Source organism: Streptomyces sp. Root1310, from assembly GCF_001426425.1.
Classification (GTDB): domain Bacteria; phylum Actinomycetota; class Actinomycetes; order Streptomycetales; family Streptomycetaceae; genus Streptomyces.
Window position 1 is genome coordinate 1,029,220 of sequence record NZ_LMEQ01000001.1, and the last position, 26,184, is coordinate 1,055,403.

Here is a 26,184-nt window from a genome sequence, read left to right on the forward strand (position 1 = left end):
AACAGCGCAATAACTCAAACCTCGTACCCATCGGTATGGAGCCACTTAGAGTTCGGCAGCGGGACCGCTTTCCCGAAACTGCTCGGAGTTGCCCCCATGAACCCTCGTCCTAGTAACAGCTCGCTTCCCAAGCCCGGCCGGTCGGCCTATGGGGTGGCGACGGCTGTCGTCCTGGTCCTCATACCCGTGGTCGTGCTGGTCGGTGGCGACCAGTTCCAGGCGTTCCTCAACTTCGGTGCGGGCGTGCTGTCACTGGTATGCCTCACCTGCTCGGTCATCTGGGGCCTCGTCGCCCAGGACCGGCTCATCCTGAACACCCGTCAGCGGATCATCGCGCAGGCCATCCACCGTGTGACCGCCGTGGGGTCCATCGCCTTCCTCGTCGTCCACATCTCGATCAAGCTGGTGCTGCAGCACACCGTCCTGATCGCCGCGCTGATCCCGTTCAGCCTCGGCATCAAGGGCACCGCCGGACTCATCGGCCTCGGCTCCCTGGCCGCCCTGCTCATGATCTTCGTCGGCATCACCGGCGCACTGCGCAACCGGTTCGCCGCACCCGCCGAGGTGGCCGCCCGCTGGCGCGCGATGCACATGCTGGCCTACCCGGCCCTGTGCGCGGCACTGATCCACGGCCTGTTCGCAGGGCGCGCGGCCAAACCGTTCTTCATGGTCTCGTACGAGCTGTGCCTGGCCGGCGTCATGGCGGCCCTCGCCCTGCGTTCCGCCCCGCGCCCCTTCAAGCGCAAGGTCGCCGACCAAATCGCCTCGATCCTGGGCACACAGGACCGCTCCGCCATGGACGGCCTCGACGCGTCACGCGCGCGCGTGGGAGAAACCGGATCGTCCGCGCTGCCCGGCTACGAGGGCCGCTCCGGGCGCTCCGGCCGCTCGCCGCTGACCGACACGACGGGCTCGACCAGGATGTCCCCGCGGTCGCCGCTGTACGACACGCCCGCGCCCGCCGCCCCGGAGCCCGCGAACGGCTTCGCGGCCGCCTACCGCGCCGTCAACACACCGCAACGCGGCCAGCAGCAGCCCTACGCGGCCGACCAGACGGCGCGGATGAACGTGCCGTTCGACATCCAGGCCACCGAGGCCATCCCCCGGGTCGACACCGGCGGCAGCACCTCGGGCAGCTGGCCGGTCCCGTCCCCGCCGCCGGTCGGCGAGGCACCCCCGTCGGCCTACGACCCGCTCCAGGACACGGGATTCAACATCCCGGTCTATGGCAATCCGGGCACCGCCGGGTATGGCGGACGTGACGTGTACGACACCGGTGAGACGAATCCCCCTTTCGGGACGTACAACCAGAACGACACGTACAACAGCGGTCCCGCCAATGAACCATCACCTGGCTCGTCGTTCGACGCACCGGGTTCGGGCGAACCTTGGAACACGCCTTCCGGAGGCTATAGGTGAACGAGGCCCTGCCCGACGTCCCGGAAGTCCGCGTGGTCGGGCTTCCGCAGCTCACGTCGGGCTTCGACCTTGTCGAAAGACTTGACCTGCCCATGCACCTGAAGGTGCACGGGCCGCTCGAACCCCTGGGCGGAGAGGCACTCGCGAAGCTCTCCGAGAACATCAACCTGAAGGGCCGCGGCGGCGCGGGCTTCCCCTTCCACAAGAAGCTGCGCTCGGTCGCCGAGGCGGCGATCAAGCGCGGCGTACGGCCGGTCGTCGTCGTCAACGGCAGTGAGGACGAACCGGCCTGCCGCAAGGACACGGTGCTCATCAACCGTGCCCCGCATCTCATCCTGGACGGCGCGCTGCTGGTCGCGGAGGCGCTGGGTGCCCGCACGCTCGTGGTGGGGGTCACCCGCGAATCCACTCAGCGCTCCATGGAGGCCGCGCTCGCCGAGCGCGGCCTCAGCAACGGCCGCAGATCGGCGCTGAAGGCATTCGTCCAACGCAACCCGATCCGCATGGTCACCGGCGCCGCCGCGTCGCTGATCCGCTCCATCGACGGCGGCCCGCCGATCCCGCCCGGCCGCAAGGTCAGCGCCTCGCAGAACGGTGTCGGCGGCGCGCCGACCCTGCTCTCCAACGCCGAGACGTTCGCCCAGCTGGCCATCGCCGCCCGCATCGGCCCGGAGCGCTACGGCAACACCGGCCTGTACGACGAGCCGGGCACCGTCATGCTGACGGTCTCCGGCGCGGTCGCCCGCCCGATGGTCATCGAGGTGCCCACGGGTGTGCCGCTGCGCTACGTCCTTCAGCTCGCCGGTGCCCCGCCGGTGCCCCAGGGCGTGCTGACCGGCGGCTACCACGGCAAGTGGATCGACGCCGCGACGGTCAACGAGGCGATCGTCTCCCGCAACTCCCTCGACGCGGTGGGCGGGGCACTCGGCGCCGGCGCGATCCTGCCGATCAGCCAGGACACCTGCCCGCTGGGCGAGTCGCTGCGCGTCGCCCAGTGGCTGGCCGACGAGAGCGCGGGCCAGTGCGGTCCCTGCTACCTCGGCCTGCCGGCCGCCGCGCGCGGCATGGAGGACATCATCAACGGCGGCGGTCCGGCCGCCCTGGAGGCGCTCAAGCAGGTCGCCAAGAACGTCAAGCGGCGCGGTGCGTGCTCGCACCCGGACGGCTCCGCGATGTTCCTGGAGTCGACCATCAAGGCGTTCACCGACGACCTGGCCGCGCATGTCCTCGGCAACGGGTGCGGACGCCCCGTGGAGGGTGTTCTGCCGCTCTTCGAGGCCGGCATGGCACCCGCGGCCATCACGAGCGGCATCGCGCCGGAGGAGAGCGGCTCGAGCCGCCAGAAGATCTTCGTCGACTGGACGCTGTGCCGCGGCCACGGCCTGTGCGCCGACATCCTCCCGGAGGTCTTCCAACTCGGCGCCGACGGCTTCCCGACGGTGGCGCAGGCGAAGGTGCCGCAGAACGCGGAGGCGAAGGCGCTGCGCGCGGTACGCCGCTGCCCGGCGCTCGCCCTGCGCATCGAGGAGGACACACGCCCGCAGGCGCCCGCCCGTAACCTCCCGGTCCTCTCCCAGGGCCGCGGCCGCCGCGCCCTCGGCCGCTGAGCGCCGAGCAGACGGCAGACGGCAGACGGCAGACGGCAGACGGCAGACGACCAAGGGGCCGCCTCGGAAGAGGCGGCCCCTCGCTGTCGGTCTCGGCCCTGACGGAATGTCCGAAGAGGGAATGCCGGAACACCGGCCGAACGCAAAAAGATCCCGCCGGATCGCATCCGATCCGGCGGGATCTGCTGTGGAGCTAAGGAGAATTGAACTCCTGACCTCCTGCATGCCATGCAGGCGCTCTACCAACTGAGCTATAGCCCCTCGTGGCCAAGCGGCCGAGCCGCGTACTGACCGTGTCGCCCGGTTTCCCCGGCGGCGACGCCAACATTACCGGGCCGGGGCGTGGAGCACCAAATCGTTTCCGCCCTGTCCGGTTTCAACCGGTATGCGGGTCAAGCGGTGACGAACGAGTAGAACCGCTTGAGGGTGCAGTGCTCCTCGAGGAGCCGCCCGTAGATCGGCTCGCCCTCCAGCTCACGGTACGTCTCGATCGGGTCGCCTTTTATGATCAGCGCCCGCGCGCATTCCTCGCACCAGTACTGGTAGTCGGGGTTGACCGGCTCCATGTCACGGACGATCGGGGTGCCGCTGCCGCACCAGTCGCACTTCCGCCTGTGTGCACCCATCGATCAGCTCCAGCTGTGGCCGCAGGCCGTGCACACGTAGGAAATCCCGCCGTTGTCACCAAGAACCTGGGCCACATGACCGGAACCACAGGAGGGGCAGCTGAGCCGGGTGGCCTTGTCCGGTGTCACCGCCGCATCGGAGAGGTCACCGACCTCTCCGAGGATGCTCGCAGGCATCGCTACTCCCTCCCGTCGGGCCGCGCTCCCTTCCGGCCGTTTGATTCTGCCACGGCCGGGCCAATACGGTCAGCGACGCCTCAGTACCAGTCCGGACACGGCACCCAGGGCAGCTGTCGTAGCGAGCGCGAACATGCATGTGAGAAGCGCTTCCGAAGAGGTATACGCCTCTGGGGCCCCAAGTGACTCAAGCCGCTCGAAGAACAGTGTGCCGAAGGCCGCGACACCGATCAGCTGCCCGAGCTGGGTGACCGTGGCGAGCAGCCCGCTGGCATCCGCCGCGTCCTCGGGGCGCACCGCCGCCAGCGCCCCGGTGAGCGTCGGGCTGAAGGCCAGGGCGAGCCCGACACCCACACCGGCGTACGCCGCGTACAGCCCGGCACCGCCGTGGTCGCCGCCCCGGAAGGCCAGCCCCACTCCCAGCACGGAGAGCGCGGTGAGCGTGAACCCGGCCGGGGCCAGGGACCGTTGCCAGGACGCGGGCCACCTGCGCCAGGTCAGTCCGACCAGTCCGAAGACCACGGCGGTCGGCGCGAAGGTGAGGCCGGCGCGCAGCGCGCTGTAGCCGAGGCCGCCCTGGACGTGCAGGGTCAGCACGAACAGGAAACCCCCGTTGACCGCCATGACGGCCAGCACGCGCACGACGGCGAGACCCATCCCGGGGTGACGCAGAACACGGGGCGCGATCAGCGGGGCGCCGCCCCGCCGGGCGAGCCGGGCCTCGTAGCCACGGAACAGCACGAGCGCGAGCGCGCCGACGGCCAGCGACACCCAGGACCACAGCGGCCAGTCCTCTTCCTGGCCGAGCACGAGCGGCACCGTGATCAGCGACACGGCGGCGCCCAGAAGCACGAGGCCGGGCCAGTCCATTCCGCGCGCCTGTTCCCGCGCCCCCGCGCCCGCCGCCGCGCCGACCGCTCCCCCACCACGGGGCAGGACGCGCCTGCCGGCGACCAGCAGGACCAGACCCACCGGCACGTTCACGAGGAACACCGGACGCCATCCGGTGCCCAGCAGATCGGCGGCGACCAGGACGCCGCCCACCACCTGCCCGGCCGCCGCACCGACGGCGAGGACCGCCGCGTAGACGCCCAGCGCCCGCACCCGGGCCTCGCCGGTGAACGTGCGCTGGATCAGGCTGAGCACCTGCGGGATCATCACCGCCGACCCGGCCCCCTGCACCAGCCGGAACACGATCAGTTCGGTACTGCCCTGAGCGAGCCCGCAGGCCAGCGAGGCGGTCGTGAAGAGGGCGAGCCCGACGAGGTGGACGCGGCCGTGCCCGAACCGGTCGCCGAGGCGGGCGCCGGTGATCAGCAGGACCGAGTACGTGATGGCGTATCCGGCGACGACCAGTTGGAGTTCCGCCCCGGAGGCGTTCAGGTCGGAACCGATCGTGGGGGCCGCGACGTTCACGATGAAGACGTCGAGCAATGCCATGAACTGGGCCGCGAGCACGAGCGCCAGCAGCTGCCGAGGCCGGTTGTCAGTGCCAGGGTCTTTACTGGCGGCAGGACTTGAAGCGGGAGGGACGGGCGCGGGGACCGGGCCCGTCCGGGGTGTCGTCGTCATGCCGTCGAGCGTGACGAGGATCCGGTACGGGTGCCGAGAGCCCGCTGATGCTGGTACTGACGGCACCTGGCAGGGGACGGACGGGGGAGCGACCATGGGGGACGTGACGATGGGGGACGTGACGACGGTGACGCGGACAGATACGCAGACACAGCCGGTACCGGCGCCGAGGCCCGCACCGGGGTCGTCGCATCGACGCCGACCCGAGCTGGCCGCGTTCCTGCGCAGCAGGCGGGCCCGGGTCACACCGGGGGACGTCGGGATGCCACCCGGGCTGCGGCGCCGCACTCCGGGACTGCGGCGCGAGGAGGTCGCGCAGCTCTCGGGCGTGGGTGTGACCTGGTACACCTGGCTGGAGCAGGGCCGGCCGATCAACGCCTCCGCGCAGGTCCTGGACGCCGTGGCGCGCACCCTGCGGCTCGATCCGCCGGAGCGGGAGCATCTGTACCACCTGGCGGAAGTGCCCTACGCGTACGTGCCGGAAGCCCTGGCGCAGAGCGTGGGCCCGGAGATCCAGGGCATCATCGACGCCCTGGCGCCCCGACCGGCGGTGGTCTACAACTCGCGCTACGACATCCTGGCCACCAACTCCGTCTACCACGACCTGTTCATCACGCCGGTGGACGACTGTGCGCCCGGGCCGAACAACGCGCTGTGGCGGCTGTTCACGGTCCGGGAGCAGGACTGCCCGCTGCTGTTCCGGGACAAGGAGCTGCCGGTGATGGTGGCGACCCTGCGGGCGTCGTACGGACTGCATGCCGGTGAGCCCGGCTGGGAGGACTTCATACGCCGGCTGTCGCAGGCGAGCCCGCTGTTCACGCGGCTGTGGGCGTCCGGTGACGTGGCGGAGCCCGGCCGCCGGGTGAAGGTCTTCCGGCACCAGGCGGTGGGCGAGCTGCGGATGACGTCGATGTCCCTGTCGATCAACGGGATGCCGGAGTGCCGGATCGTCGTGTACACGCCCAACGACGAGGAGACGGAGCGCCGCGCGGCCATGCTGCGGAGCGGAGCGACAAAAAATCCCGCCCCCTGAGGGGACGGGATCCTTGTGAACAGACCTCAACCGGTCACTGCCGATCTTTGACAACTCAACAGAGTGTCGACCGACAGACCAGGTGATCCGTGGAGCTAAGGAGAATTGAACTCCTGACCTCCTGCATGCCATGCAGGCGCTCTACCAACTGAGCTATAGCCCCTTGCGTTCTTCCCGCTCGGGGGCGAACAAGAAGAACTTTAGCCTGCGACCTGCCGGAAAGTGAAATCCGGGTCCCGGCGGCCGCACGGCCCTCAGTCGTCGTCGCCGAGCACCGGCTCGGGCAGGGTGCCGGCGTTGTGCTCGAGCAGGCGCCAGCCCCGAGCGCCCTCCCCGAGGACGGACCAGCAGCAGTTCGAGAGACCGCCGAGGGCCTCCCAGTGGTGGGCGTCCAGGCCGAGGAGACGGCCGATGGTGGTGCGGATGGTGCCGCCGTGGCTGACCACGACGAGCGTGCCGTCCTCGGGCAGCTTCTCGGCGTGCCGCAGCACCACGGGAGCGGCACGGTCGGCGACCTCCGACTCCAGTTCGCCGCCGCCTCGACGAACCGGCTCACCGCGCTTCCACGCGGCGTACTCGTCGCCGTGGGCGGCGATGATCTCGTCGTGCGTCAGACCCTGCCAGAGGCCCGCGTACGTCTCACGCAGGGCCTCGTCGTGGGTGACCTCGAGGCCGGTGAGGGCGACGAGCTCGGCGGCCGTGTTCGCGGCCCGCGACAGGTCCGAGGAGACGATCGCGTCGGGCCGCAGGGAGGCGAGCAGCCGGGCGGCGCGGCGGGCCTGGGCCACGCCGGTCTCCGTCAGCTCCACGTCCGTCGTGCCCTGGAAGCGGCGCTCCACGTTCCAGGCGGTCTGGCCGTGCCGCCACAGGATGACCCGGCGGCCACGGCCCGGCTTACGGTCGGCGGCGTTCTCCGCGGGGGCACTCACCGCAGCTCCCCGAAGCCTGCCGTGTCGTCCTCCTCGGCCTCGGCCTGCAGCTTGGCGTGCTCCTGGGCCTTGCCGCGCGTCGCCTTGGCGTCGGCGGGCAGGTCCAGCTCGGGGCAGTCCTTCCAGAGCCGCTCCAGAGCGTAGAAGACACGCTCCTCGCTGTGCTGGACGTGGACGACGATGTCGACGTAGTCGAGCAGGATCCAGCGGGCGTCGCGGTCGCCCTCACGGCGTACCGGCTTGGCGCCGAGCTCCTTGTTGAGGCGCTCCTCGATCTCGTCGACGATCGACTTGACCTGGCGGTCGTTGGGCGCGGAGGCCAGCAGGAAGGCGTCCGTGATCGACAGCACGTCGCTGACGTCGTACGCGATGATGTCGTGCGCGAGCTTGTCGGCAGCCGCCTGGGCGGCGGTCTGGATGAGCTCGATGGAGCGGTCGGTGGCGGTCACTACGTGGCTTTCCGTCGGCGGACACTTGTCCCCAAGGGTCTCACGGTCCGCCGACGGCACCCCACGTGATGGAGGGATCACCCGCGCGGGGGCCGCTCCGGCACGGCCCCCACGCCTGCTCTCAGTCGGCCGACCCCGCCGAGGAGGGCCGGTAGTCCTCGCCCAGGACGACCGCGACGTCGGCGTTCGCGGGGACCGTGCCCTTCTCCACCGCGTCGGCGTCGAGCCCCAGGGTCTTGGCGACCTCGGTGGCGTTCTCCTTGCCTGCGGCGTCCGCGTAGAGCACCCGGGAGGTGGCCTTCGTGTCCGACGGGGTGCCGGCCTCCGAGAAGGTGAAACCGCCGTTCAGGAGCACCACGCGCGCGTCCTCGGTGTTGGCCTTGGTGCCGCTGGCGTTCTGGACGGAGACGCTGACGGCCGCGTCCTTGTCCGGGCTCTTCGCGGCGCCGCCGAGGACGTCCTTGACGACGCTCGCGCTGGCCTCCGCGTTGAGGGTGCCGTCGGTCTGCACGGGCAGCAGCGCGGTCTTGTAGTCGCCGCCCTTGGCGAGGTCCGCGAGCTTGGCGAGGAAGGTGCCGAGGTCCTTGTCGGTCAGCGAGGGGTCGAGGATCTGCGCCAGGGTCTGGACGGTGACGGTGGCGCCCTGCGCGTCGGACGACACCTTGCGCAGCACTCCCTGCATGACCTGGCCGAACCGCTCCAGCTGGGCGTTCTGGGCCTCGCCCGGCGCGCGGTAGGTGGCGTAGGCGACCGCCATCTTGCCGCTGAGGGTCTGCTTCTCGCCCTTGCTGACGAGGGGCGCCTCACCCTTCTTGGCGGCCGGGTCGGGCACGGTGGCGTCGGTGTCGACGTCGATGTTGCCGACGAGGTCGACGAGGTTCTGCAGGTAGGGCGTGTCGAGCCGCCAGGTGCCCTCGATGTCGGTGCCGAGGACGGTGTCCAGCGCGTCGCGCGTACCGGCCGAGCCGTCGTCGTCGACGGACTTGGCGAGGGTCGTCGTGGTGCCGTCATCGTCCGTGACGACGAGGGAGTTGGGCAGCAGGACCGTGGCGGCCTGCTTGGTGGTGGTGTTGTCGACGAGCAGCACCGTGGAGGTGCCGCCGCCGGTGGTGTTGTGCAGGTGGACGACGACCACGTCACGCTTCTGCGCCGCGGTCGCGGTCGTGGTCCCGGTGCCGGCGTCCGGGGACGACGACAGGCCTGGCAGCTTCCCCGCGTACCAGAGGTAGCCCACTCCGCCGACCGCGACCAGCGCCAGGACCACGGCGAGGGCGACGAGCCGGCTGCGGGCGAGGCGCTTGGCCTCCTCGCGGCGCTCGGTGCGGTTCTCGGTGAAGTTCAGCCAGTCGATGACGTCCTCGGAGTCACCGTCGGGCTCCTCCACGAACGCGAACTGCTCGGTCTCGTAATCCCGTTGGGGCTGCCCGGGAGCTGCGGAGGCGCCCGGCCCGGCCGCCGCCGCACCGGGCCGTGCGCCGGCGTCGGTGCCGGTTGCGGCCTCGGCCTTCGCCCCGGTCCCGACCGGGCCGCCCTGCTGCGGGATGTAGGCGGTCTGCTCGGCGGCGCGGGGCTGTTCGGCCCGGGGCTGCTGTCCGCCGGTGGCCGTCTGCCCGTAGGGGTCGTACGGGGCCTGCGGGGCGGTGCCGTAGGGGTCGTATCCGACGGGAGCCTGCCTGCCGGTGTCGTACGGGTCGTACGCGGGCGTGGGCGGCTGCTGACCGGTGTCGTACGGGTCGTAGGCAGGCGTCTGCTGCCCGCCGGTGGCGTAGGGGTCGTAGCCGTACCCCTGCTGCCCCTGGGGCTGCTGCGTCTGCTGCCCCTGCTGCCCGTACGGGTCGTAGGACTGCTGCGGCACCTGCTGCGCCGGGACCTGTCGGTAGACGGGCTGTCCGAACTCGTCGTAGCCGACGAGCTCGTACTGGTCGCCCCCGTACCCCGCGTCGTATCGGTCGTTCACCGGTACCCCTCTCGGCTCACTCGCCGCGGTACAGCTCGCGCTTGTCGATGTAGCGCACGACTCCGTCCGGCACCAGATACCAGACGGGGTCGCCCTTGGCGACTCTCGCACGGCAGTCTGTGGAGGAGATGGCGAGCGCGGGCACCTCGACGAGCGAGACACCGCCTTCGGGCAGACCGGGGTCCATGAGGTTGTGTCCCGGCCGGGTGACGCCGATGAAGTGCGAGAGGGAGAACAGTTCCTCGCTGTCCCGCCAGGTCAGGATCTGACCCAGGGCATCGGCGCCGGTGATGAAGAAAAGGTCGGTCCCGAGGTTGAGGGCCCGCAGGTCGCGCAGGGTGTCCACGGTGTACGTGGGGCCACCGCGGTCGATGTCGATGCGGCTCACCGAGAACTGCGGGTTCTCGGCGGTCGCGATGACCGTCATCAGGTAGCGGTCCTCGGCCGGGGAGACACTGCGGTGCGTCTTCTGCCACGGCTGGCCGGTCGGGACGAACACGACCTCGTCCAGGTGGAACTGCGCGGCGACCTCACTGGCCGCCACGAGGTGTCCGTGGTGGATCGGATCGAACGTCCCGCCCATGACGCCGAGGCGGCGCCTGCCAGGGTTCGACGGGCCGCTAGGCATGTCCTGCTCTCCCATGCGTGCAGACCCTACCGGCCCGGTCCCGGGGCACCGGCCGGCGGATGCCCGGAGCGCCCCGCTATGCCGGACTGCCCGTCGGTGAACACGTCGTGTCTCAGCGGTCGCGGTTGAAGCGGGTGGTGATCCACAGCAGGAGCAGCAGGATGAGGAAAGCACTGCCGCCGGTGATGTACGGGCTGAGGCTCTCGTGGTTGCCGCCGTGCTCCTCGCCCTCGGCGGCGAGGGTGACCAGCTGGGCAGCGGTGCTGTGAAGGCTCATCTTCGGCAGGACCTATCCGATGGAGGTCCCCCCGCTCGAGCGAAGTCGAGAGTGGGGGAGGGCGGGATAAAGACGTCGGCCCATGGTAAGCGGGCGCCCGCGCGGCGATCACGCCGACTCCGCCATTGGGAACCTTCCCGGCGGCTCAGTCGTCCTTCCGCTTGTAGCCCCGCAGCAGGAACCACGCGGTGAGCACACAGCCCAGGATCATCACGACCAGTACGACGCGGAGCAGATTCCCCGCCCCCTGCTGCTGAGCGGCGGCTTCGGTGAGCCAGGCGGCTGCGGGGTGGTGCTCCATGGGGCGGGACTCCTTCGGTGTAGTGCCCGTCCACGGTAACGCCGCCTAGGCTGGGATCCGCTTCGGGGGCGCAAAGGGCCGCACAAGGGTCCGTAAAGGGTCAGGCAGAGGCCACACAGCGGTAGCGGCCACACAGACGCACATGGGGGAAGACATGTCCGACGACGGCCACCAGCACAACGGCACCGGCCACGAGAGCGTGCCCAGCAGGCAGCGCAGGCGCTTCCCGGGAATCTCCTCCCGTGCCTACGAGCACCCGGCCGACCGCTCCGCCCTGGTGGCGCTGCGCAAGCTGAGCGGCTTCGACACCGTGTTCAAGGCACTCAGCGGGCTGTTGCCCGAGCGGAGCCTGCGGCTGCTGTTCCTGTCCGACTCGGTGCGGGTCTCCGACCAGCAGTTCGCGCACCTCAACGACATGCTGCGGGACGCCTGTTACATCCTGGACCTGGAGAAGGTCCCGCCGATGTACGTCACCCAGGACCCGCAGCCCAACGCGATGTGCATCGGTCTGGACGAGCCGATCATCGTGGTCACCACCGGGCTCGTCGAGCTGCTCGACGAGGAGGAGATGCGCGCGGTCGTCGGCCACGAGGTGGGCCACGCCCTGTCCGGGCACGCCGTGTACCGCACGATCCTGCTGTTCCTGACGAGCCTGGCCATCCGGATCGCGTGGATCCCGCTGGGCAACCTCGCGATCATGGCGATCGTCACGGCGCTGCGCGAGTGGTTCCGCAAGTCGGAGCTGTCCGCCGACCGGGCGGGTCTTCTCGTCGGCCAGGACCTGAAGGCCTCGATGCGCGGCCTGATGAAGATCGCCGGCGGCAACCACCTGCACGAGATGAACGTGGACGCTTTCCTGAAGCAGGCCGAGGAGTACGAGGCGGGCGGCGACCTGCGCGACTCCGTGCTGAAGATCCTGAACGTGCTGCCCCGCACGCACCCCTTCACCACCGTGCGCGCGGCCGAGCTGAAGAAGTGGGCCGAGTCCCGCGACCATCAGCGGATCATGGACGGCCACTACCCGCGGCGCACCGAGGACAAGGAGACCTCGGTCACGGACTCCTTCCGCGAGTCCGCGAGCCACTACGCGACGAGCGTCAAGAGCTCCAAGGACCCGCTGATGAAGCTGGTCAGCGACATCGCGGGCGGGGCGGGCGACCTGGGCGGCCGGGTGCGGCGCGGCTTCGGCGGGTTCGCGGCCTCGGCGCCGACGGAGGACGGGCCCCCGAGGAACGGCTCGGCCGGAGCGGACGGCTCGGACGGACCTGCGGACACGCCTCCGCGCACCGACGACTGATCCGCAGCCGGGCACCCGAGCGGATTCACACCTTGGGCTGTGCGCTCGTCGCGAGCGATCCGCACAGGGCCGTCGCGCCGCCCGTCGCATAGGGGTCCGTGCCGGCCGGGCCACCCGTCTTGGCGGTCTGGCCGGCCAGCAGGGGACGCAGGTGGTTCGTGGAGTCCTCCGCGCAGGACAGCGGGCCGGCCTGGACGTAGGACACGATCAGCTGGACCTGGTGGGTGCGCAGGTCGGTGCGGTCGAAGCGGAAGTGCAGCTCGCGGCGGACGGTGAAGAGGGAGGCCGAGGTGTCGGCGCCCTCGCCGGCCGGCCGCAGCGCGTACACGAAGGTGTGGTCCGCGGTGACCTCGAGGGTCGCCGAGTCGGTCTCGGCGGCCTGGAGCGTGCCCTGGACCCTGATGTTGCTGTCGGCCAGCCGGGCCTGGGCGGGGTCGAAGCGGACCAGCCAGCCGGTCGGCGCGTGGCGGCCGTCCGCGGCCGGGTGGCTGAAGCTCTGGTCGAACTGGTCGAGCTGCTCGGCGGCGATCAGGGCCCGCACGGGCCGCACCTGCTGCCGGGTGAGCACCTCCGGGTAGAGGGAGGAGTGCACGATGTACTCCTTGGCCGCGGTCAGAGCGGTGACGACCTGGCTGTCGGAGAAGTGCGCGGTGCGCCGGGAGGCGGGCAGCGGGATGCCCTCGGCGCCGATCCGGAACTGCGCGGCGGGGCTGTGCGCGAACAGCGCGTCGGGGTCGGCCGCGCCGGGCACGACGCCCTGCGGGGAGAGCGGGATGACGGTCATCCGCAGGGGCTCGACGGACCGGCGGGCCACGGAGCTCTGGTAGGGGTGGCGGACGCCCATGTAGATGGCGGTCCCGAAGGCGACGGCGATCAGCATGACCAGGATCAGCACCTGCCGCGACAGGCCCCGCCGCCGGGTGGGCCGACGACGGACTGCGGGTGCGTGGTCGGCCATGCGTTCCTGCGCGGAGTACTCCTGGATGCGGGCAGCGCGGACGAACGATTCGTCGAAGACGACGGATCGGTACTCGTCCTCTCCACCTCCGGGAGTGCCCTCGGGTGTCCCCTCCGGTGGGTCTCCAGGCCCGGCCATACTTTCAGAGTAGGTCGCACGGACCTCAGGTAAACGCCCCGCCGCACGACAACTTCTGACAGACGCTCAGGGCGTGCGCGGAACCGCCGAGACAGGTGGCCGGGAGTGATCGGCGGACGCCGAGGGAGGCGGCACGCTCCCCTGTTCGAGTCCGGTCGTGGCGGGCGAGGGCAGCTGGTCCCGGCTGCTCGACGAGGCGCCCCGGTAGACCGCGGCGAAGGCCAGCGCGACCATGCCGACGCCCATGACGAGGGCGAGCATCCAGGCGACGGGGCGATGCCAGCGGACCTGCCTGCCGTACGCCCCGGGGGCGCCGTAGCGGCGTTCCCAGGCTTCGGGGAGATCGGCGTCGTCCAGCTCGTCGAGATCGGGATCATGGCCGAAATCGCCGGGTCCGTCGGAACCGTAGGCATCGTCGTAGTGGTCGCCTCTGGCGCGGGCCCGGCGGGCCTCGGCCTCGGAGGCCTCGGCTCTCGCCTCCGCGGCGGCCAGGAGGCGCTCCACGGCGGTCGGCTCGTGTACCACGGCCGCCTTGACGAACGCCTCGTCGAAGACCACGGAGGCGAACTCTTCGTCCGACACCCCGCGGTCGTGGTCGTCGTCGGGCTCCCAGCCGTCAGGGAACGGCGTACCCCCCACGTCCTCCGGCACAGACCCAGAGTAGACCTGGGGGGTCAATTTGGGCAGTCGGTAGGGAAATTCATCCGCCGGATGAGACCCCTCTCACGACGCCCGGGGAGGCGTTTCAGCGCCGTACGTGCCCGTCGCCCGTGACGATGTACTTGGTGCTGGTCAGCTCCGGGAGGCCCATCGGGCCCCGGGCGTGCAGCTTCTGGGTGGAGATGCCGATCTCCGCGCCGAAGCCGAACTGGCCGCCGTCGGTGAAGCGGGTGGAGGCGTTCACGGCCACCGTGGTGGAGTCGACCAACTGGGTGAAGCGGCGGGCGGCCTGCTGCGAGGTGGTGACGATGGCCTCGGTGTGGCCGGAGGTCCACAGCCGGATGTGCTCGACGGCCCGGTCCAGCGAGTCGACGACGGCGGCGGCGATGTCGTAGGAGAGGTACTCCGTCTCCCAGTCCTCGGGCGTCGCCTCGACCACGGTCGCCTTGGAGTCCTCGGCATAGGCCAGCACGCGCTCGTCGGCGTGCACCGTCACGCCCGCCTCCGCGAGGGCGTCCAGGGCGCGCGGCAAGAACGCGGGGGCGATGTCCTGGTGGACCAGGAGGGTCTCGGCGGCGTTGCAGACGCTGACCCGGTGCGCCTTGGAATTGATCAGGATGTCGATCGCCATGTCGAGGTCGGCGTTGGCGTCGACGTAGACGTGGCAGTTGCCGGTGCCGGTCTCGATGACCGGGACGGTGGACTCCGTGACCACGGTCCGGATGAGCGAGGCGCCGCCGCGCGGGATGAGCACGTCGACCAGGCCGCGGGCCCGCATCAGCTCGCGCACGCTGTCGCGGCTCTCGCCGGGCACCAGCTGCACGGCGTCGGCGGGCAGCCCGGCCCCGCCGACGGCGTCGCGGATCACCCGGACGAGGGCGGTGTTCGACTCGTAGGCGGAGGACGAGCCGCGCAGCAGGACCGCGTTGCCGGACTTCAGGCAGAGGGCGGCGGCGTCCACGGTGACGTTCGGGCGGGCCTCGTAGATGATGCCGACGACGCCGAGCGGGACGCGGACCTGGCGCAGGTCGATGCCGTTGGGGAGGGTGGATCCGCGGACCACCTCGCCGACCGGGTCGGGCAGCGCGACGACGTCCCGGACGTCCGCGGCGATGGCCCGCACCCGCTCCGGGGTGAGGGTCAGCCGGTCCACGATCGCCTCGCTGGTGCCCGCCTCCCGGGCCTTGGCGATGTCCTTCGCGTTGGCCTCGACGATTTCGCTCGTACGGACCTCCAGCGCGTCCGCGATGGCGAGCAGCGCGTCGTCCTTGGCGGCCCTGGGCAGCGGCGCGAGGTCGGCGGCGGCCGCCTTGGCGCGGTAGGCGGCGCGGGTGACCGGGGACATGGAGTCGTACGGCGAGAGCGTGGTCATAAGGGAAGGGTAGTGCGCCGCGCGGGCCGGTCCACCGTTCGTTCCACACCCCGAGATGTGCCGCCGGAACACCCGGGGCCCGTCGGCGAGAGGCTCAGTACGGGTGGACGCCGACCGGGGTCGCCGGGGCCGGTCCGTAGCCCTCCGCGATGCGCTGGTGGTAGGTCTGGCGGTCGATGACCTCCAGGCCGACGATCTCCCAGGGCGGCAGCCCGGCGGTCTGGCGGTGCTCCCCCCACAGCCGCAGCGCGACGGCGGCCGCGTCGTGCAGGTCGCGGGCCTCCTCCCAGTACCGGATCTCGGCGTGGTCGCCCGCGTACCTGCTGGTCAGGAGGAAGGGATGGTCGTGGGCGAGCTGCTCGAGGGCCCGCCGGACCTCCTTCAGCGGGGCCTCCTCGCCGGAGACGCTGAGGGTGACGTGCCACAGCCGCGGGAGGTCCACGGGCTGGCCGCCCTTCGACTCGGCGCCCTCCTGGGCCAGGTACCGGTCGCCGGCCGCCACGCTGGTCAGGGCGCGCTCCTCGCCCTGCGCGCGTGAGGGCGCCGGGCTCGCGGCGCGTGACGACGCCGGACCGGCCGCACGCGGCGCCGCCGCCGAACCGGTTTCCCCGGTACTCCCACGGGTCGCTGCCACCCCAGGGCGCACTCGTCTCACGACGGCCTCCTTTACGCAGCGCTCGTGCGAAATCTGTCCCTGGAACAAAGTTGAGCAGGCCGCACGGCTCCGCGGGGCGGTTTCACGGAACGTCCCCCACCGGCACGGACCGTTCGAGCGGGTTTACGGGTGCAGGATCACCAGGTCGTCCCGGTGGACGACCTCGCGCTCGTACTCCGCGCCCAGCTCCCGCGCCAGTTCCCTGGTCGACCGGCCGATCAGCTGGGGGATCTCCTTGGCGTCGAAGTTGACGAGACCGCGGGCCACCGCGCGGCCCCGGGTGTCGCGCAGTTCGACGGGGTCACCCGCGCTGAACTCGCCCTCGACGGCGGCGATCCCGGCCGGCAGCAGCGAGGTGCGCCGCTCGACCACGGCGCGCACCGCCCCGTCGTCCAGCGTCAGCGAGCCCTGCGGGGTGGAGGCGTGCTGGAGCCACAGCAGCCGGTCCGCGGAGCGCTTGCCGGTGGAGTGGAAGTAGGTGCCGGTGTCCCCGCCGGTGAAGGCGTCGGCCGCGTGGACGGCGCTGGTGAGGACCACCGGGATGCCGGCGGCGGCCGCGATCCGGGCGGCCTCGACCTTGGTGACCATGCCGCCGGTACCGACGCCCGCCTTGCCGGCGCTGCCGATCTCGACGTGCGCGAGGTCCTCGGGGCGCCGCACCTCGGCGATCCGCGAGGTGCCGGCCCTGCCGGGGTCGCCGTCGTACACGCCGTCGACGTCGGACAGGAGGATCAGCAGGTCGGCGTGGACGAGGTGGGCGACGAGGGCGGCGAGCCGGTCGTTGTCGCCGAAGCGGATCTCGTCGGTGGCGACGGTGTCGTTCTCGTTGACGATCGGGAACGCGCCCATCGCGAGCAGCTCGTCGAGGGTGCGGGAGGCGTTGCGGTGGTGGGCCCGTCGGCTCATGTCGTCGCTGGTCAGCAGCACCTGGCCGACACGGACACCGTAGCGGGCGAAGGAGGCGGTGTAGCGGGCGACGAGCAGCCCCTGGCCGACGCTCGCGGCGGCCTGCTGGCGGGCGAGGTCCCGGGGGCGGCGGCGCAGGCCCAGCGGGGCGAGACCGGCGGCGATGGCGCCCGAGGAGACGAGCACGATCTCCTTCTCTCCCCCGCTGCGGCTCTTGGCGAGGACGTCGACGAGCGCGTCGACCCGGTCGGCGTCGAGGCCGCCGGAGGCGGTGGTCAGCGACGAGGAGCCGACCTTGACGACGATCCTGCGGGCCTCGCTCACGGCCTGCCTTGCCCCTGCCACCTTGTTCTTCGCCCCTCGCGTAGGTCGACGGCTGCCCGCCAGGCAATCTACGCGAACAGGGGCGGAGGCCGCGCGGGAGTTCCAGCTCGCGGACAGCACGCCGCCGTAACCGTTCGCTCACGCTTTGCGTACGGCAAAAAGGTTGTACCGGTTCCCCATGCAATTTGAAGAGAACACAAATTTATTTTGAAGTTTGTGTCACCTACAGTTCGCCCTGTGAAGCGCATACTCCTGAGATCGGGGAAGAGCCCCTTCGACGTCGTCCCCGTCGAGGAAGCCCTCCACCGCGACGTGATCGCCACCAACTCCGGCAACCTGATCTTCAGCGATGCCGCCCACAAGATCCTCACCACGCCGGACACCGAGGTCTTCTCGAACGGTATGCGCACCGACGTGAGCGCGGCGGCCCGGATCAACGAGGAGTACGACGCCTTCGTCGTGCCCCTCGCCAACGCCTTCCGGCCGACCTTCGAGCAGCCGCTCCAGCGGCTGACCAGGCTCATCGGGAAGCTGAAGATCCCGGTCGTGGTGATGGGTGTCGGCGCGCAGGCCGCCCTGGACCAGGACCCGACACGGCTGAAGGCCATGGAGCCGACCGTTCGCGCGTTCTGCTCGGCGGTGCTGGAGCACAGCGCCTCCATAGGCGTGCGCGGCGAGTTCACCGAGAAGTACCTGAACGACATGGGCTTCCGGGACGTCGAGGTCATCGGCTGCCCCTCGATGTTCCTGCACGGCGACCGGCTTCCGGTGGAGAAGCGGGCGGCGGCACTGACCGCGGACTCGCGGATCGCGGTCAACGGTTCCCACACCGCCGTGCGCACCGGGGGCCTGCACCGGATCATCACCCGCACCCACGCGCACTACCCGAATCTGCGCTACATAGGCCAGAACCTCACCGACGCGCGGCAGCTGCACTGGCGGGACGTGAACTCGCCGGCCGGCCGGATGACGCAGATGCCGACCCACCCCGACCACCCGATGTACCGGGAGGACAAGGTCCGGGTGTACGTCGACCCGGTCACCTGGATCGACGACCTCAAGGAGTACGACTTCTCCTTCGGCGGGCGTATCCACGGCAACATAGCGGCACTGCTGGCCGGCACGCCCGCGACCGTGCTGGCCTTCGACTCGCGCACGCTGGAGCTGTGCCGCTACTTCGAGATACCGCACCGCCTGCTCAGTGAGGTGCCCGCGGACCTCGACCCGGCCGACCTCTACGAGGAGGCCGACTTCAGCGCGCTCACGGGCAACCACAAGGAGCGCTTCGACCGGTTCACCGCGTTCCTGGACAAGAACGGGCTGTCGAACACCTTCACCCACGGCGACGGTGGCGCGGCCTTCGACAAGAAGCTGCGCTCGCTGTCCTTCCCGGCGGGCGTGCGCCCCTGGAACGACACCGACCCCGCCGCGCTGACCAGCAGGTTCGGCTGGCTCCAGCAGCGGATCACCGAGCTGGACTCCCACAACGCCCAGTTGCAGCGGGACCTGGCGAAGCACCGGCCCGGCGCGAAGGCCGCGGCCAAGGCCGCCGCGGTCATCCCCGCCCCGTCGATCTACCGCCGCGCGAAGCGCGTGGTCGGCGGCCCGCTGCGCCGCGCCCTGAAGCCGGGCAAGTAGTCCCCTCCCCCGCCGGGGACGGCAGGGCGGCACCGCACGGGGGCTCACGCCGCCGCCGTGCCGCCCGGCCGCATCGGGCGGCGGGGTCGGCGAAGCCTGCGGCGGACCTTGCGGAGGAAGCCGCGGAGGAAGGTCTCGGTCGGGTCCTTGCGCCAGCCGGGGAAGTCCTTCGCCTCGCGGGGCTCGGCCAGGTAGATCCGGTCGGGCAGGCCGGCCGTGCGGGAGCCGTAGTGCGGGTACGCCAGGTAGAGCCGGGTGTTGCGCTTCTTCAGTACCGGGACCGGCTGGCTCTTGGCCTTGATGAACTCCAGGACGTCCACGAGGAGTTCGGGGCGCTGCCGGGCCACCAGCTCCAGGCGCAGCCGCTCGTGGACCCGGAGCCGCTGGGCGACGCCCTCGTTCCAGTAGGCGTCCATCAGCGGCTTGGCCAGCTCCATCTTGGTGCGCCGGACCTCCTCGTCGTTCCTGAGGAAGACGGGCCCGAACTGCGGCAGCACGGTGACGAGGAAGGGGCGGACCATGAGCACGTCCCGCTTGGCGCCGGGCGGGACGAGCCGCTCCAGCAGGCCCATCAGGGCGCGCGCGGAGTCGAAGCGCAGGGTGTAACTCCCGCTCTTCGTCACGTGCTTGCCGTCGGTGCGGCCCACCAGGTAGTAGCAGGTGTAGTCGGCGACCACGGAGACGCCGTCGGCCCGCAGGTAGGCCTCCATCGTGAACAGGGCGTCCTCGCCCGTCCACAGCGACTCGTCGAAGCGCATGCCGTGGCGCTCCAGGAACTCCCGGCGGAACAGCTTCTGCGCGCTGAGCGTGAATTTGATGTTGGAGGAGTAGACGTCCGTTCGGTCGAGGGTCTCGCCCCACATCGACTTCGGCGGCTTGCGGTTGATGCCCTCGACCCGGCCGAGGACCACGTCCGTGCCGTTGCGGTCGGCCATGGCCACCATGCGCTCCAGCGCCTCGGGGCCGAGCCGGTCGTCGGCGTCCAGGAAGAAGACGTAACGCCCGGTGGCCTTGGCGAGGCCGACGTTGCGCGGGCCGCTGGGGCCGCCGGAGTTCTCCTGGCGGATCACGGTGACGGCCATGGGCACGCGGGCGGCGAACTCCTCCAGGTACTCCCCGGTGCCGTCCTGGGAACCGTCGTCCACGGCGACGACCTCCAGGCGCGCCGCGTCCAGGGTCTGCGCTTCGACCGATGCCAGGCACTCGACCAGGTACGGCATCGCTTCGTACGCCCCGATGACCACCGTGACGTCAGGCTGCACAGCGGTCACTTTTCCCTCTCATCACGCACCGGTTCCCTCATATGAACACTTTGGATACCCGGTAGACGATGGATGAACGGGGTGGGTTGCCTGGGTTTCGGTACGTGTCCCACATCACAGAACACGGGAAAGGCCGGGCCCCCGGAGAGAACTCTCCGGGGGCCCGGCCTCAGGAAATACGGGTGTCAGCCGGCCGTAACACCCTTGGCATCCTTGGGCAGTTCCGTCGCGTCGTCCGGCGCGGCGCCGACCGCGTTGTCCGCCGAGACGGCGTGCGACTCCTGACCGACATTGCGTGCCTCGGCCTTCAGCGCGAGGTTGGTGACCGCGGTGTCGAACTGCTCGAGCGAGGTCGGCTCGTCGGGTCCGAGCAGGTACTCCTTGAGCTCCTTGCGGTCCTTCGCCAGCGGATCGGCGGCCGGGTCGGCGACCGCGTCCAGCAGCTGGTCCAGCTCGACGGCGCTGTTGCTGAGGATCACCGCGGCGCGCACGGCGGTGTTCTGCCGCCTGAACTCCTCGGCGCCCAGCTCCGCGGAGTCCGCGATCGCATACGGCTTGCCGCTCGCGATGAAGTCGGAGACCACGCTGGAGATGTCCGAGACCATCGCCTCGGAGGCGTTGAAGCAGTCGTACAGGCGGGGTCCGGCGCCGGTGATCACCCGGTGCTCGTAGGAGGGGAAGGAGCGCCAGTAGGTCTCGTTCCACTCGGCGCGCAGCCGGGCGGCCTCCTGGTGCTTGCGGACGTCGACGATGCCGTCACGGCTCGTCACGGCCTCGTCGGCGCGCTCGTCGAACGCGAGGGCGAGACCGTCCAGCCGGGTCTTGAGGCGGGTCAGTTCCGCCTTGGCCTTGGCCTCGGACGCCGGGTCCGCGGTGAAGCGGGGGTCACCGGCGCGCTGGGCGGCGGCCTTCTTGATCAGGGCGGTGATCCGCCGGTGCGCGGCGCCCGCCTTGGCGCTGCGGGTGCCGGTGAAGGGGTGCGGCTTGTACAGGACGCGGACCGGGGGATCGGCCGCGACCAGCTTCTTCACGATGTTCTCGCCGGCCAGCAGGAGCGAGGTGTTGCCCGGGTTGTCGTCCCAGCCCTCCCAGGTGGGCGCGTACAGGACCGTCGCGATCCGACCCGCGGGCGTGCCCTGCGAGGTCCTGATCGGCGCCAGCTGCGGACGGCCGACCTCCACGATGTCCTCGTCGCGGATGCCGACGTCGGCGATGGCGTAGCGGTCGCGGCCCGCGCGGCCGGCGGTCCACACCTCGTCGTAGACCTTGCTGAACGGGTTGACGCTGGCGAGCTTGTCGCTGTCGCCGTGGCCGATGAAGACGTGCTTCATGGTCGGCACCCGCAGCAGGTGGATGTTCTTGCCGACGTTCGCGCAGTACAACGCGACCCGCACCATGGACAGGTCCATGTTCATCAGGTGCACCCCCCCGGGCACGCAGACGACAGGGACCGAGGTGGGCGCCATCTTCTCCAGGACGGTGCGCTCACGCAGGATGACCAGGGGCCGCGACTCCATCTGCTCCATGGTCTCCAGCCACATGTTGACCTGGTAGGCGGAGTCGTCGGAGCCGGAGAAGTACAGCACCGTCTGCGGCCGGTACTCGCGCAGCCACGCGCTGACCGTGCCGAGCACCTTGTCGGCCTTCGGCGGCAGCCGCTTCGCCCGCAGGTACGGCACCAGCGCCAGCACGTACAGCGCGCCCAGGCCCAGGGTGACGCCGATGCCGGCGAAGCCCGCGGCCTCGGAGTCGGTGACCGCGCTGACGAGGAGACCCACGACGGCCGCGAGGTCGAGGTGGAGCATCTTCACGGTGGCGCGGCTCAGCAGCGGGCGCGGCGGCGCGTCCGGGATGCGCAGCCTGGAGGCCAGGTCGACGTTCCTGGTGACGACCGGCATCTGACGGCGCTTGCCGATCAGGGTGACCAGCGCGCCGTGCGGGGCCTGGAGACCGAAGAACACCGTGAAGCACGCGATCGCCGCGTAGAAGACCGGCTCCCGGGAGAGGTCGAGTCTCGCCAGCAGCAGGATCAGCAGCAGCTCGCGGACCAGGAACCGGGTGGACAGACCGGCCCGCACCTTGCCCAGGAGGGCGATGAGGCGACTGCCTTTGCGGTGGAGGTAAAGGTCCGCCAGGTACGTCACGGCGGCCGCGACGGCGAAGGCGGGGGCGCTCGGAACGAGCGCGGCCGCCATGAGGCCGGGGTAGCCCAGCATCATGAGGGCCGCCGCGGCCAGTTCGGCCGCGCTGCCCACCCGGGCTACGCGAATAGCGGTGGATATCACGGAGAAACCTGCTCTGGGAGGGGGCCGGTCAGAGGTACTAAAAGTCCGGAAAATCCTTTGTGAAGGTTTCGGGAGTTTTACGGATCAGGCCTCTGTGAATTCTCCGTAAACAGGGAGTCACAGAGGCCTGAAAAATCGATGGCTATTTACGCGGGATTATGCCATGCCATCCTGTCGGTCGAGCACTCCGGCCAGTGCCTGCTCGAAGCCCGAGGCCCGGCCGGCGGCCGCCGTGGGGTCCTGCTGGCGGACGTCGATCACATGCCCGGTGAGCTCGGAGAGCAGCACGTCGAGCGAGGTACGGGCGACGGCCTCGGAGGAGAGCAGGCTGCCCGACGGCTCCTGCCCGAAGGCCTTGGTACGCATGGGTGTGGCCGTGCGTTCCGGGTTGACGCAATTCACCCGGATGCCGTCACCGGCCCACTCGTCGGAGAGGGCCTGGGTGAGGTTCACCATGGCCGCCTTGGTCGAGGAGTACAGGCTGTACTCAGCACGTCCCCGGGTGTAACTGCTGGAGGTGTACAGCAGCAGCTGGCCCTTCGTTTCCGCCAGGTACTTGTACGCCGAACGTGCGATCTGCACCGGTGCCAGGTAGTTGACTTTCAGCGCTTCCTCGATGGTCGCGTTGTCGGTCTCGGCCAGCTTGCCGATGCGCAGCACACCCGCCGTGTTGACGACGTAGTCGATGCGCCCGGTCTCGCTGTACGCCTTGGACAGGGCGTCGTCGACCTCCTCCGGGTTCTCCACGTGCGTGCCGGTGGTGGAGCGGCCCAGGGCGTAGACCGTGGCGCCGTAGCCCTCCGCCAGCTCGGCGATGTCCTTGCCGATGCCGTAGGAACCGCCGAAGACCACCATGGTCTTGCCGGTGAGGAGCTCGCGGTAGACCTCCTCACCGTTCTGCTCGGGGGTGGCGGAGGAGGCCAGCTGGAAGAGCTTGTCGGCGATGAAGACGTCGACGGGCTGGGTCACCTTCATGTTGTACTCGTCACCCGCCACGACGTGGATCGGCACGTCGGGCAGGTAGCGCAGCACGACGGTGCAGTCGTCGGTGGCCTGGAAATTGGGGTCGCCCGCCGCCACCTCGTAGGCCCGGCGGATCGTGGACAGCTTGAACGCCTGCGGGGTCTGACCTCGGCGCAGCCTGGAACGGTCCGGGATCTCGGTGATGAACTCACCGTCCTCGCCGTGCGTGCGCGTGACGATGATGGTGTCCGCGGACGGGATGGCGACGTCGACCGCCTGGAAGCGCTCCAGCGCCGTGACGCAGTCGTCGATGACCCGCTGCGAGAGCAGGGGGCGCACGGCGTCGTGGAAGAGGACGTTGAGGTCCTCGCCGTCGGCCAGCCCCTCGCCCAGGGCCGCGATGGCGCGCTCGGTGGTCTCGTTCCGCGTGGAGCCGCCCTCGATGATCTTCCGGACCTTCTTGAAACCGGCCTTGGACACGATCTTCTCGACGTCCGGCACATAGCCCGGCGCCATCAGCACGATGATCTCGTCGACCGAGTCGGCCTTCTCGAAGGTGGTCAGGGTGTGCTCGATGACTGCCTTGCCGGCGATCTTCAGCAGCTGCTTGGGGATCGACAGACCCACCCGCTGGCCGGTGCCACCGGCCAGGATCACTGCGGTGGTACGGGGCTTGGCTATGTGCTGGGACACAGAAGACCTACCTTGGGGCGACAGGGAACGGGGAAATGGTCCCACTTGCGGTAACCGCGATGCAAGGTGAGCGCCGTTCGCTGCAAATGTGCACGCAACCCGGCATTCACCTTGGGTCGCCGGTGATTGATTGGACACCGACGCGGCTTCCCGTGGATGGTCCCTGGAAATCCTGTGAGTTACTCCACAACGAGTATGTCATTGCCGAGAGTGACGGAGCGCCACGGACACGAGCGGCGCCGGACGGCGTCAGTGCCGTCGCAGCCGCTTGAGGCAGCGGTGCCCGAGAACCCGCACCAGCTCCCTCGACGAGGTCTGGTGCACCGCGCGCGCCGAGCCCCCGCCGGGCGCCGCGGCCACCGCGGCGAGCGCCCCGTACAGGGCCTGAGCGGCCACCTCGGGAGCGATCCGGGCCTCCCCCGGTCCCTGCCCGGTGGGCTCGGGCCCAGGGGACGGAGCGGACAGCAGGCCCGGGTCACCGATCACCCGCACCCCCGTCGCCCCGATCCGGTCGGCCATCTCGGCGCCGATCCGGGCGGCTGCCCGGACCGCCCAGTCGGGTGTGGAGATCCTCACGTCCTGTGAGGTGGGACTGCACGTGTTCTTCATATGCATGACCGCGCCGTTACGAACCAGCAGGGAATAGAGCTCATCAGGGAGGCCATTTCCACGGAATTCCTTGTTGAGCTTGCGCAGCATTTCGGTCTCGGCGAGGGTGAGTGAGCGATTCGCCGTGTCGGGAACGGGCTGAAGGAGATTGACGGGCAGTCCGAGCAGTCCCTCGAAGACGCGCATGAGCCCGCCCCGGTCCCGGTCGTCCACCACGACGACGGTGACCCGGTCGGCCCCGACCACCCGCACCCACCGCTCGACCAGCCGGTCGTGCCGGTGCCGGCGCCAGAAACTGGGGTTGGGCTTCTCGTAGGGGGCCTTGCGGAGCATGTGCTCCAACCACTCCTCGTAGCCCATGCGCAGGCCGTTCTGCACGTACTGCTGCCACTGCGAGGGCATGATCCTCACCAGCGGTCGCAAGGTGACGAGCACCCGCACCGACTCCCCGCCGAGCTGCTCGACGATCCGCGCGGCGGTCGCGTCGTCCGGGGCGTCGGCGAAGAACTCGCTGCTGATCACGGCGGTGTGGCGGCCGGTGGCACGCACCTGGTCCACGAGCCGCGTCCAGTGCCGTTCGGTGGGCGTGGTGTCACCGATCATGCCGGTCCGCGAGCAGGCCGCCAGCACGGCCTGCATGGGGTGTCTGCTCTGCGCCGGGTACGCGACGCCGTGGGCCGGCAGCTTCTCCTTCGCCGCGAAGAGGGCGCCCTGGATCGAGGTGGTCCCGGTCTTGTGCGGCCCTATGTGCAGCAGGCGGGTGCCGGCGGGCAGCGGGGTGGGCTGCCCGGGCTGCCCGGGGGCCGGGGCGCCGCCGCTCGTACGGTCCGAGGGGTTCGTACAGTCCGTCTCCATGGTCAAGAGACGGTAAGAGAGGTTCCTTAGGGGACGGTGAGAGGAGCCTGGGGCACAGATGAGTCCCGGGCGCCGGCCCGCGAGTCCCCGGCGCGAGTCCCCCGCGCGGGCCCGCGTTTCCCCCCTCGGGGTCTTCACACGCTCCGCACTCCGCTCCTACCGTCCGTCACCCGCGGCCTCGCGAGGGTACGGGGGGCCGCCTTCGGCGCGAGGACGGTGCAGGTCCCTGATCACGGTCAGGGGCGCCGGCCGCCGCTGAGGACGACCGGGTCGCGGACCGAGGCGAACTCCCGCAGGAGGGCGCCGCGTTGAACCTGACAGCCCTCCCGGGCGTCGCGGTCCGACTGCCTGCCCGGGGCGGCCGGAAGACCGGTTTCCGCCGGCGCCTGATCTGCAAGGAGACGAGGCTCCGGCGGGCGCGCCCGAGCCGTGCGGCGAGCCGTGCAGCGAGTCGCGCATCCACTGCTTCCACTCGGCGCCGAGCATGCATGGTGCGCGCCGGGTCCTCGGCGCCCGCCTGGCCTATGGCCTGGTCGGTGTCCTGGCAGGCGGACCGGCCGATGGCCTGGTCGGTGGCCTGGTCGGTGGCCTGGT

Annotated in this window: 23 protein-coding genes and 2 tRNA genes; 5 read left to right on the forward strand and 20 right to left on the reverse strand. The window is 70.5% G+C overall.

The annotated features are described in order from the left end of the window. Window positions 1–96: 96 nt before the first annotated feature. A complete protein-coding gene (locus ASD48_RS04625; RefSeq protein WP_199875639.1) occupies window positions 97–1,419 on the forward strand; it encodes a cytochrome b/b6 domain-containing protein in 1,323 nt (440 codons plus the stop codon). Next, window positions 1,416–3,026: an NADH-quinone oxidoreductase subunit NuoF family protein gene (locus ASD48_RS04630; RefSeq protein WP_057600036.1), complete on the forward strand. Its 1,611-nt coding sequence runs from the start codon at window positions 1,416–1,418 to the stop codon at window positions 3,024–3,026. Before ASD48_RS04625 ends, ASD48_RS04630 begins: the two co-directional genes overlap by 4 nt. Window positions 3,027–3,214: 188 nt before the next feature. On the opposite strand, the gene ASD48_RS04635 is transcribed toward ASD48_RS04630, so the two are convergent. The 4 genes from ASD48_RS04635 to ASD48_RS04645 form a co-directional block, all read right to left on the reverse strand. Then, window positions 3,215–3,287 (reverse strand) — tRNA-Ala (locus tag ASD48_RS04635). A gap of 131 nt (window positions 3,288–3,418) precedes the next feature. Then, window positions 3,419–3,652, reverse strand: coding sequence for a hypothetical protein (locus ASD48_RS04640; RefSeq protein ID WP_003976229.1), 234 nt, complete (start codon window positions 3,650–3,652; stop codon window positions 3,419–3,421). A gap of 3 nt (window positions 3,653–3,655) precedes the next feature. Further along, entirely contained in the window at window positions 3,656–3,829 is a 174-nt protein-coding gene (locus ASD48_RS44685) for a hypothetical protein (RefSeq protein ID WP_199875641.1), read from the reverse strand. Window positions 3,830–3,898: 69 nt separating this feature from the next. Next, the gene (locus tag ASD48_RS04645; RefSeq protein WP_199875643.1) at window positions 3,899–5,287 is read right to left on the reverse strand and encodes an MFS transporter; all 1,389 of its coding nucleotides are present in this window, start codon (window positions 5,285–5,287) and stop codon (window positions 3,899–3,901) included. A 208-nt stretch (window positions 5,288–5,495) separates the two neighbouring features. On the opposite strand from ASD48_RS04645, the gene ASD48_RS04650 reads away from it, so the two are divergent. After that, window positions 5,496–6,434 carry a helix-turn-helix transcriptional regulator gene (locus ASD48_RS04650; protein WP_282438174.1) on the forward strand — a complete coding sequence of 313 codons (939 nt, stop codon included), beginning with the start codon at window positions 5,496–5,498 and terminating at the stop codon, window positions 6,432–6,434. 90 nt (window positions 6,435–6,524) lie between these two features. Here the strand turns inward: ASD48_RS04650 and ASD48_RS04655 are convergent. From ASD48_RS04655 to ASD48_RS44690, 7 genes are all read right to left on the reverse strand, one after another. Then, window positions 6,525–6,597: transfer RNA gene (locus ASD48_RS04655), tRNA-Ala, on the reverse strand. 91 nt (window positions 6,598–6,688) lie between these two features. Then, window positions 6,689–7,363, reverse strand: a complete 675-nt coding sequence (locus ASD48_RS04660; RefSeq protein WP_057600038.1) for a histidine phosphatase family protein — start codon at window positions 7,361–7,363, stop codon at window positions 6,689–6,691. Further along, on the reverse strand, window positions 7,360–7,812 hold the full coding sequence (rsfS, locus tag ASD48_RS04665; RefSeq protein WP_057600039.1) for a ribosome silencing factor: 453 nt from the start codon (window positions 7,810–7,812) through the stop codon (window positions 7,360–7,362). The genes ASD48_RS04660 and rsfS overlap by 4 nt, the downstream gene beginning before the upstream one ends. Window positions 7,813–7,933: 121 nt before the next feature. Further along, a complete protein-coding gene (locus tag ASD48_RS04670; protein WP_057600040.1) occupies window positions 7,934–9,769 on the reverse strand; it encodes an LCP family protein in 1,836 nt (611 codons plus the stop codon). 16 nt (window positions 9,770–9,785) lie between these two features. After that, a complete protein-coding gene (gene nadD, locus ASD48_RS04675) occupies window positions 9,786–10,412 on the reverse strand; it encodes a nicotinate-nucleotide adenylyltransferase (protein WP_057600041.1) in 627 nt (208 codons plus the stop codon). Window positions 10,413–10,509: 97 nt separating this feature from the next. Then, window positions 10,510–10,674: a hypothetical protein gene (locus ASD48_RS43095; protein ID WP_107104216.1), complete on the reverse strand. Its 165-nt coding sequence runs from the start codon at window positions 10,672–10,674 to the stop codon at window positions 10,510–10,512. A 145-nt stretch (window positions 10,675–10,819) separates the two neighbouring features. Next, the gene (locus ASD48_RS44690) at window positions 10,820–10,975 is read right to left on the reverse strand and encodes a hypothetical protein (protein ID WP_199825130.1); all 156 of its coding nucleotides are present in this window, start codon (window positions 10,973–10,975) and stop codon (window positions 10,820–10,822) included. Window positions 10,976–11,129: 154 nt separating this feature from the next. On the opposite strand from ASD48_RS44690, the gene ASD48_RS04680 reads away from it, so the two are divergent. Continuing rightward, window positions 11,130–12,272: a M48 family metallopeptidase gene (locus ASD48_RS04680; RefSeq protein WP_057600042.1), complete on the forward strand. Its 1,143-nt coding sequence runs from the start codon at window positions 11,130–11,132 to the stop codon at window positions 12,270–12,272. A gap of 25 nt (window positions 12,273–12,297) precedes the next feature. On the opposite strand, the gene ASD48_RS04685 is transcribed toward ASD48_RS04680, so the two are convergent. The 5 genes from ASD48_RS04685 to proB all read right to left on the reverse strand — a co-directional run bounded on the left by ASD48_RS04685 (window position 12,298) and on the right by proB (window position 17,285). Further along, window positions 12,298–13,368: a hypothetical protein gene (locus ASD48_RS04685; RefSeq protein ID WP_057600043.1), complete on the reverse strand. Its 1,071-nt coding sequence runs from the start codon at window positions 13,366–13,368 to the stop codon at window positions 12,298–12,300. A gap of 66 nt (window positions 13,369–13,434) precedes the next feature. Beyond that, window positions 13,435–14,046: a hypothetical protein gene (locus tag ASD48_RS04690; RefSeq protein WP_079073605.1), complete on the reverse strand. Its 612-nt coding sequence runs from the start codon at window positions 14,044–14,046 to the stop codon at window positions 13,435–13,437. 67 nt (window positions 14,047–14,113) lie between these two features. Further along, complete coding sequence (locus ASD48_RS04695; protein ID WP_057600045.1) at window positions 14,114–15,400, reverse strand: glutamate-5-semialdehyde dehydrogenase; 1,287 nt, start codon at window positions 15,398–15,400, stop codon at window positions 14,114–14,116. A 94-nt stretch (window positions 15,401–15,494) separates the two neighbouring features. Then, window positions 15,495–16,034, reverse strand: a complete 540-nt coding sequence (locus ASD48_RS04700; protein WP_242432501.1) for a hypothetical protein — start codon at window positions 16,032–16,034, stop codon at window positions 15,495–15,497. A gap of 144 nt (window positions 16,035–16,178) precedes the next feature. Beyond that, on the reverse strand, window positions 16,179–17,285 hold the full coding sequence (gene proB / locus ASD48_RS04705; RefSeq protein WP_057600047.1) for a glutamate 5-kinase: 1,107 nt from the start codon (window positions 17,283–17,285) through the stop codon (window positions 16,179–16,181). 237 nt (window positions 17,286–17,522) lie between these two features. Between proB and ASD48_RS04710 the strand changes: the two genes are divergently transcribed. After that, complete coding sequence (locus ASD48_RS04710) at window positions 17,523–18,923, forward strand: polysaccharide pyruvyl transferase family protein (protein WP_057600048.1); 1,401 nt, start codon at window positions 17,523–17,525, stop codon at window positions 18,921–18,923. A 44-nt stretch (window positions 18,924–18,967) separates the two neighbouring features. Here ASD48_RS04710 and ASD48_RS04715 read toward each other — a convergent pair whose 3' ends face one another. From ASD48_RS04715 to ASD48_RS04730, 4 genes are all read right to left on the reverse strand, one after another. Then, window positions 18,968–20,194 (reverse strand): glycosyltransferase family 2 protein, encoded by a 1,227-nt coding sequence (locus tag ASD48_RS04715; RefSeq protein ID WP_057600049.1) that lies wholly within the window; start codon window positions 20,192–20,194, stop codon window positions 18,968–18,970. Window positions 20,195–20,370: 176 nt separating this feature from the next. After that, on the reverse strand, window positions 20,371–22,440 hold the full coding sequence (locus tag ASD48_RS04720; RefSeq protein WP_057600050.1) for a hypothetical protein: 2,070 nt from the start codon (window positions 22,438–22,440) through the stop codon (window positions 20,371–20,373). 186 nt (window positions 22,441–22,626) lie between these two features. Further along, entirely contained in the window at window positions 22,627–24,126 is a 1,500-nt protein-coding gene (locus ASD48_RS04725; protein ID WP_057600051.1) for a bifunctional cytidylyltransferase/SDR family oxidoreductase, read from the reverse strand. A gap of 249 nt (window positions 24,127–24,375) precedes the next feature. Next, window positions 24,376–25,590, reverse strand: a complete 1,215-nt coding sequence (locus ASD48_RS04730) for a hypothetical protein (RefSeq protein ID WP_057600052.1) — start codon at window positions 25,588–25,590, stop codon at window positions 24,376–24,378. Window positions 25,591–26,184 lie beyond the last annotated feature (594 nt).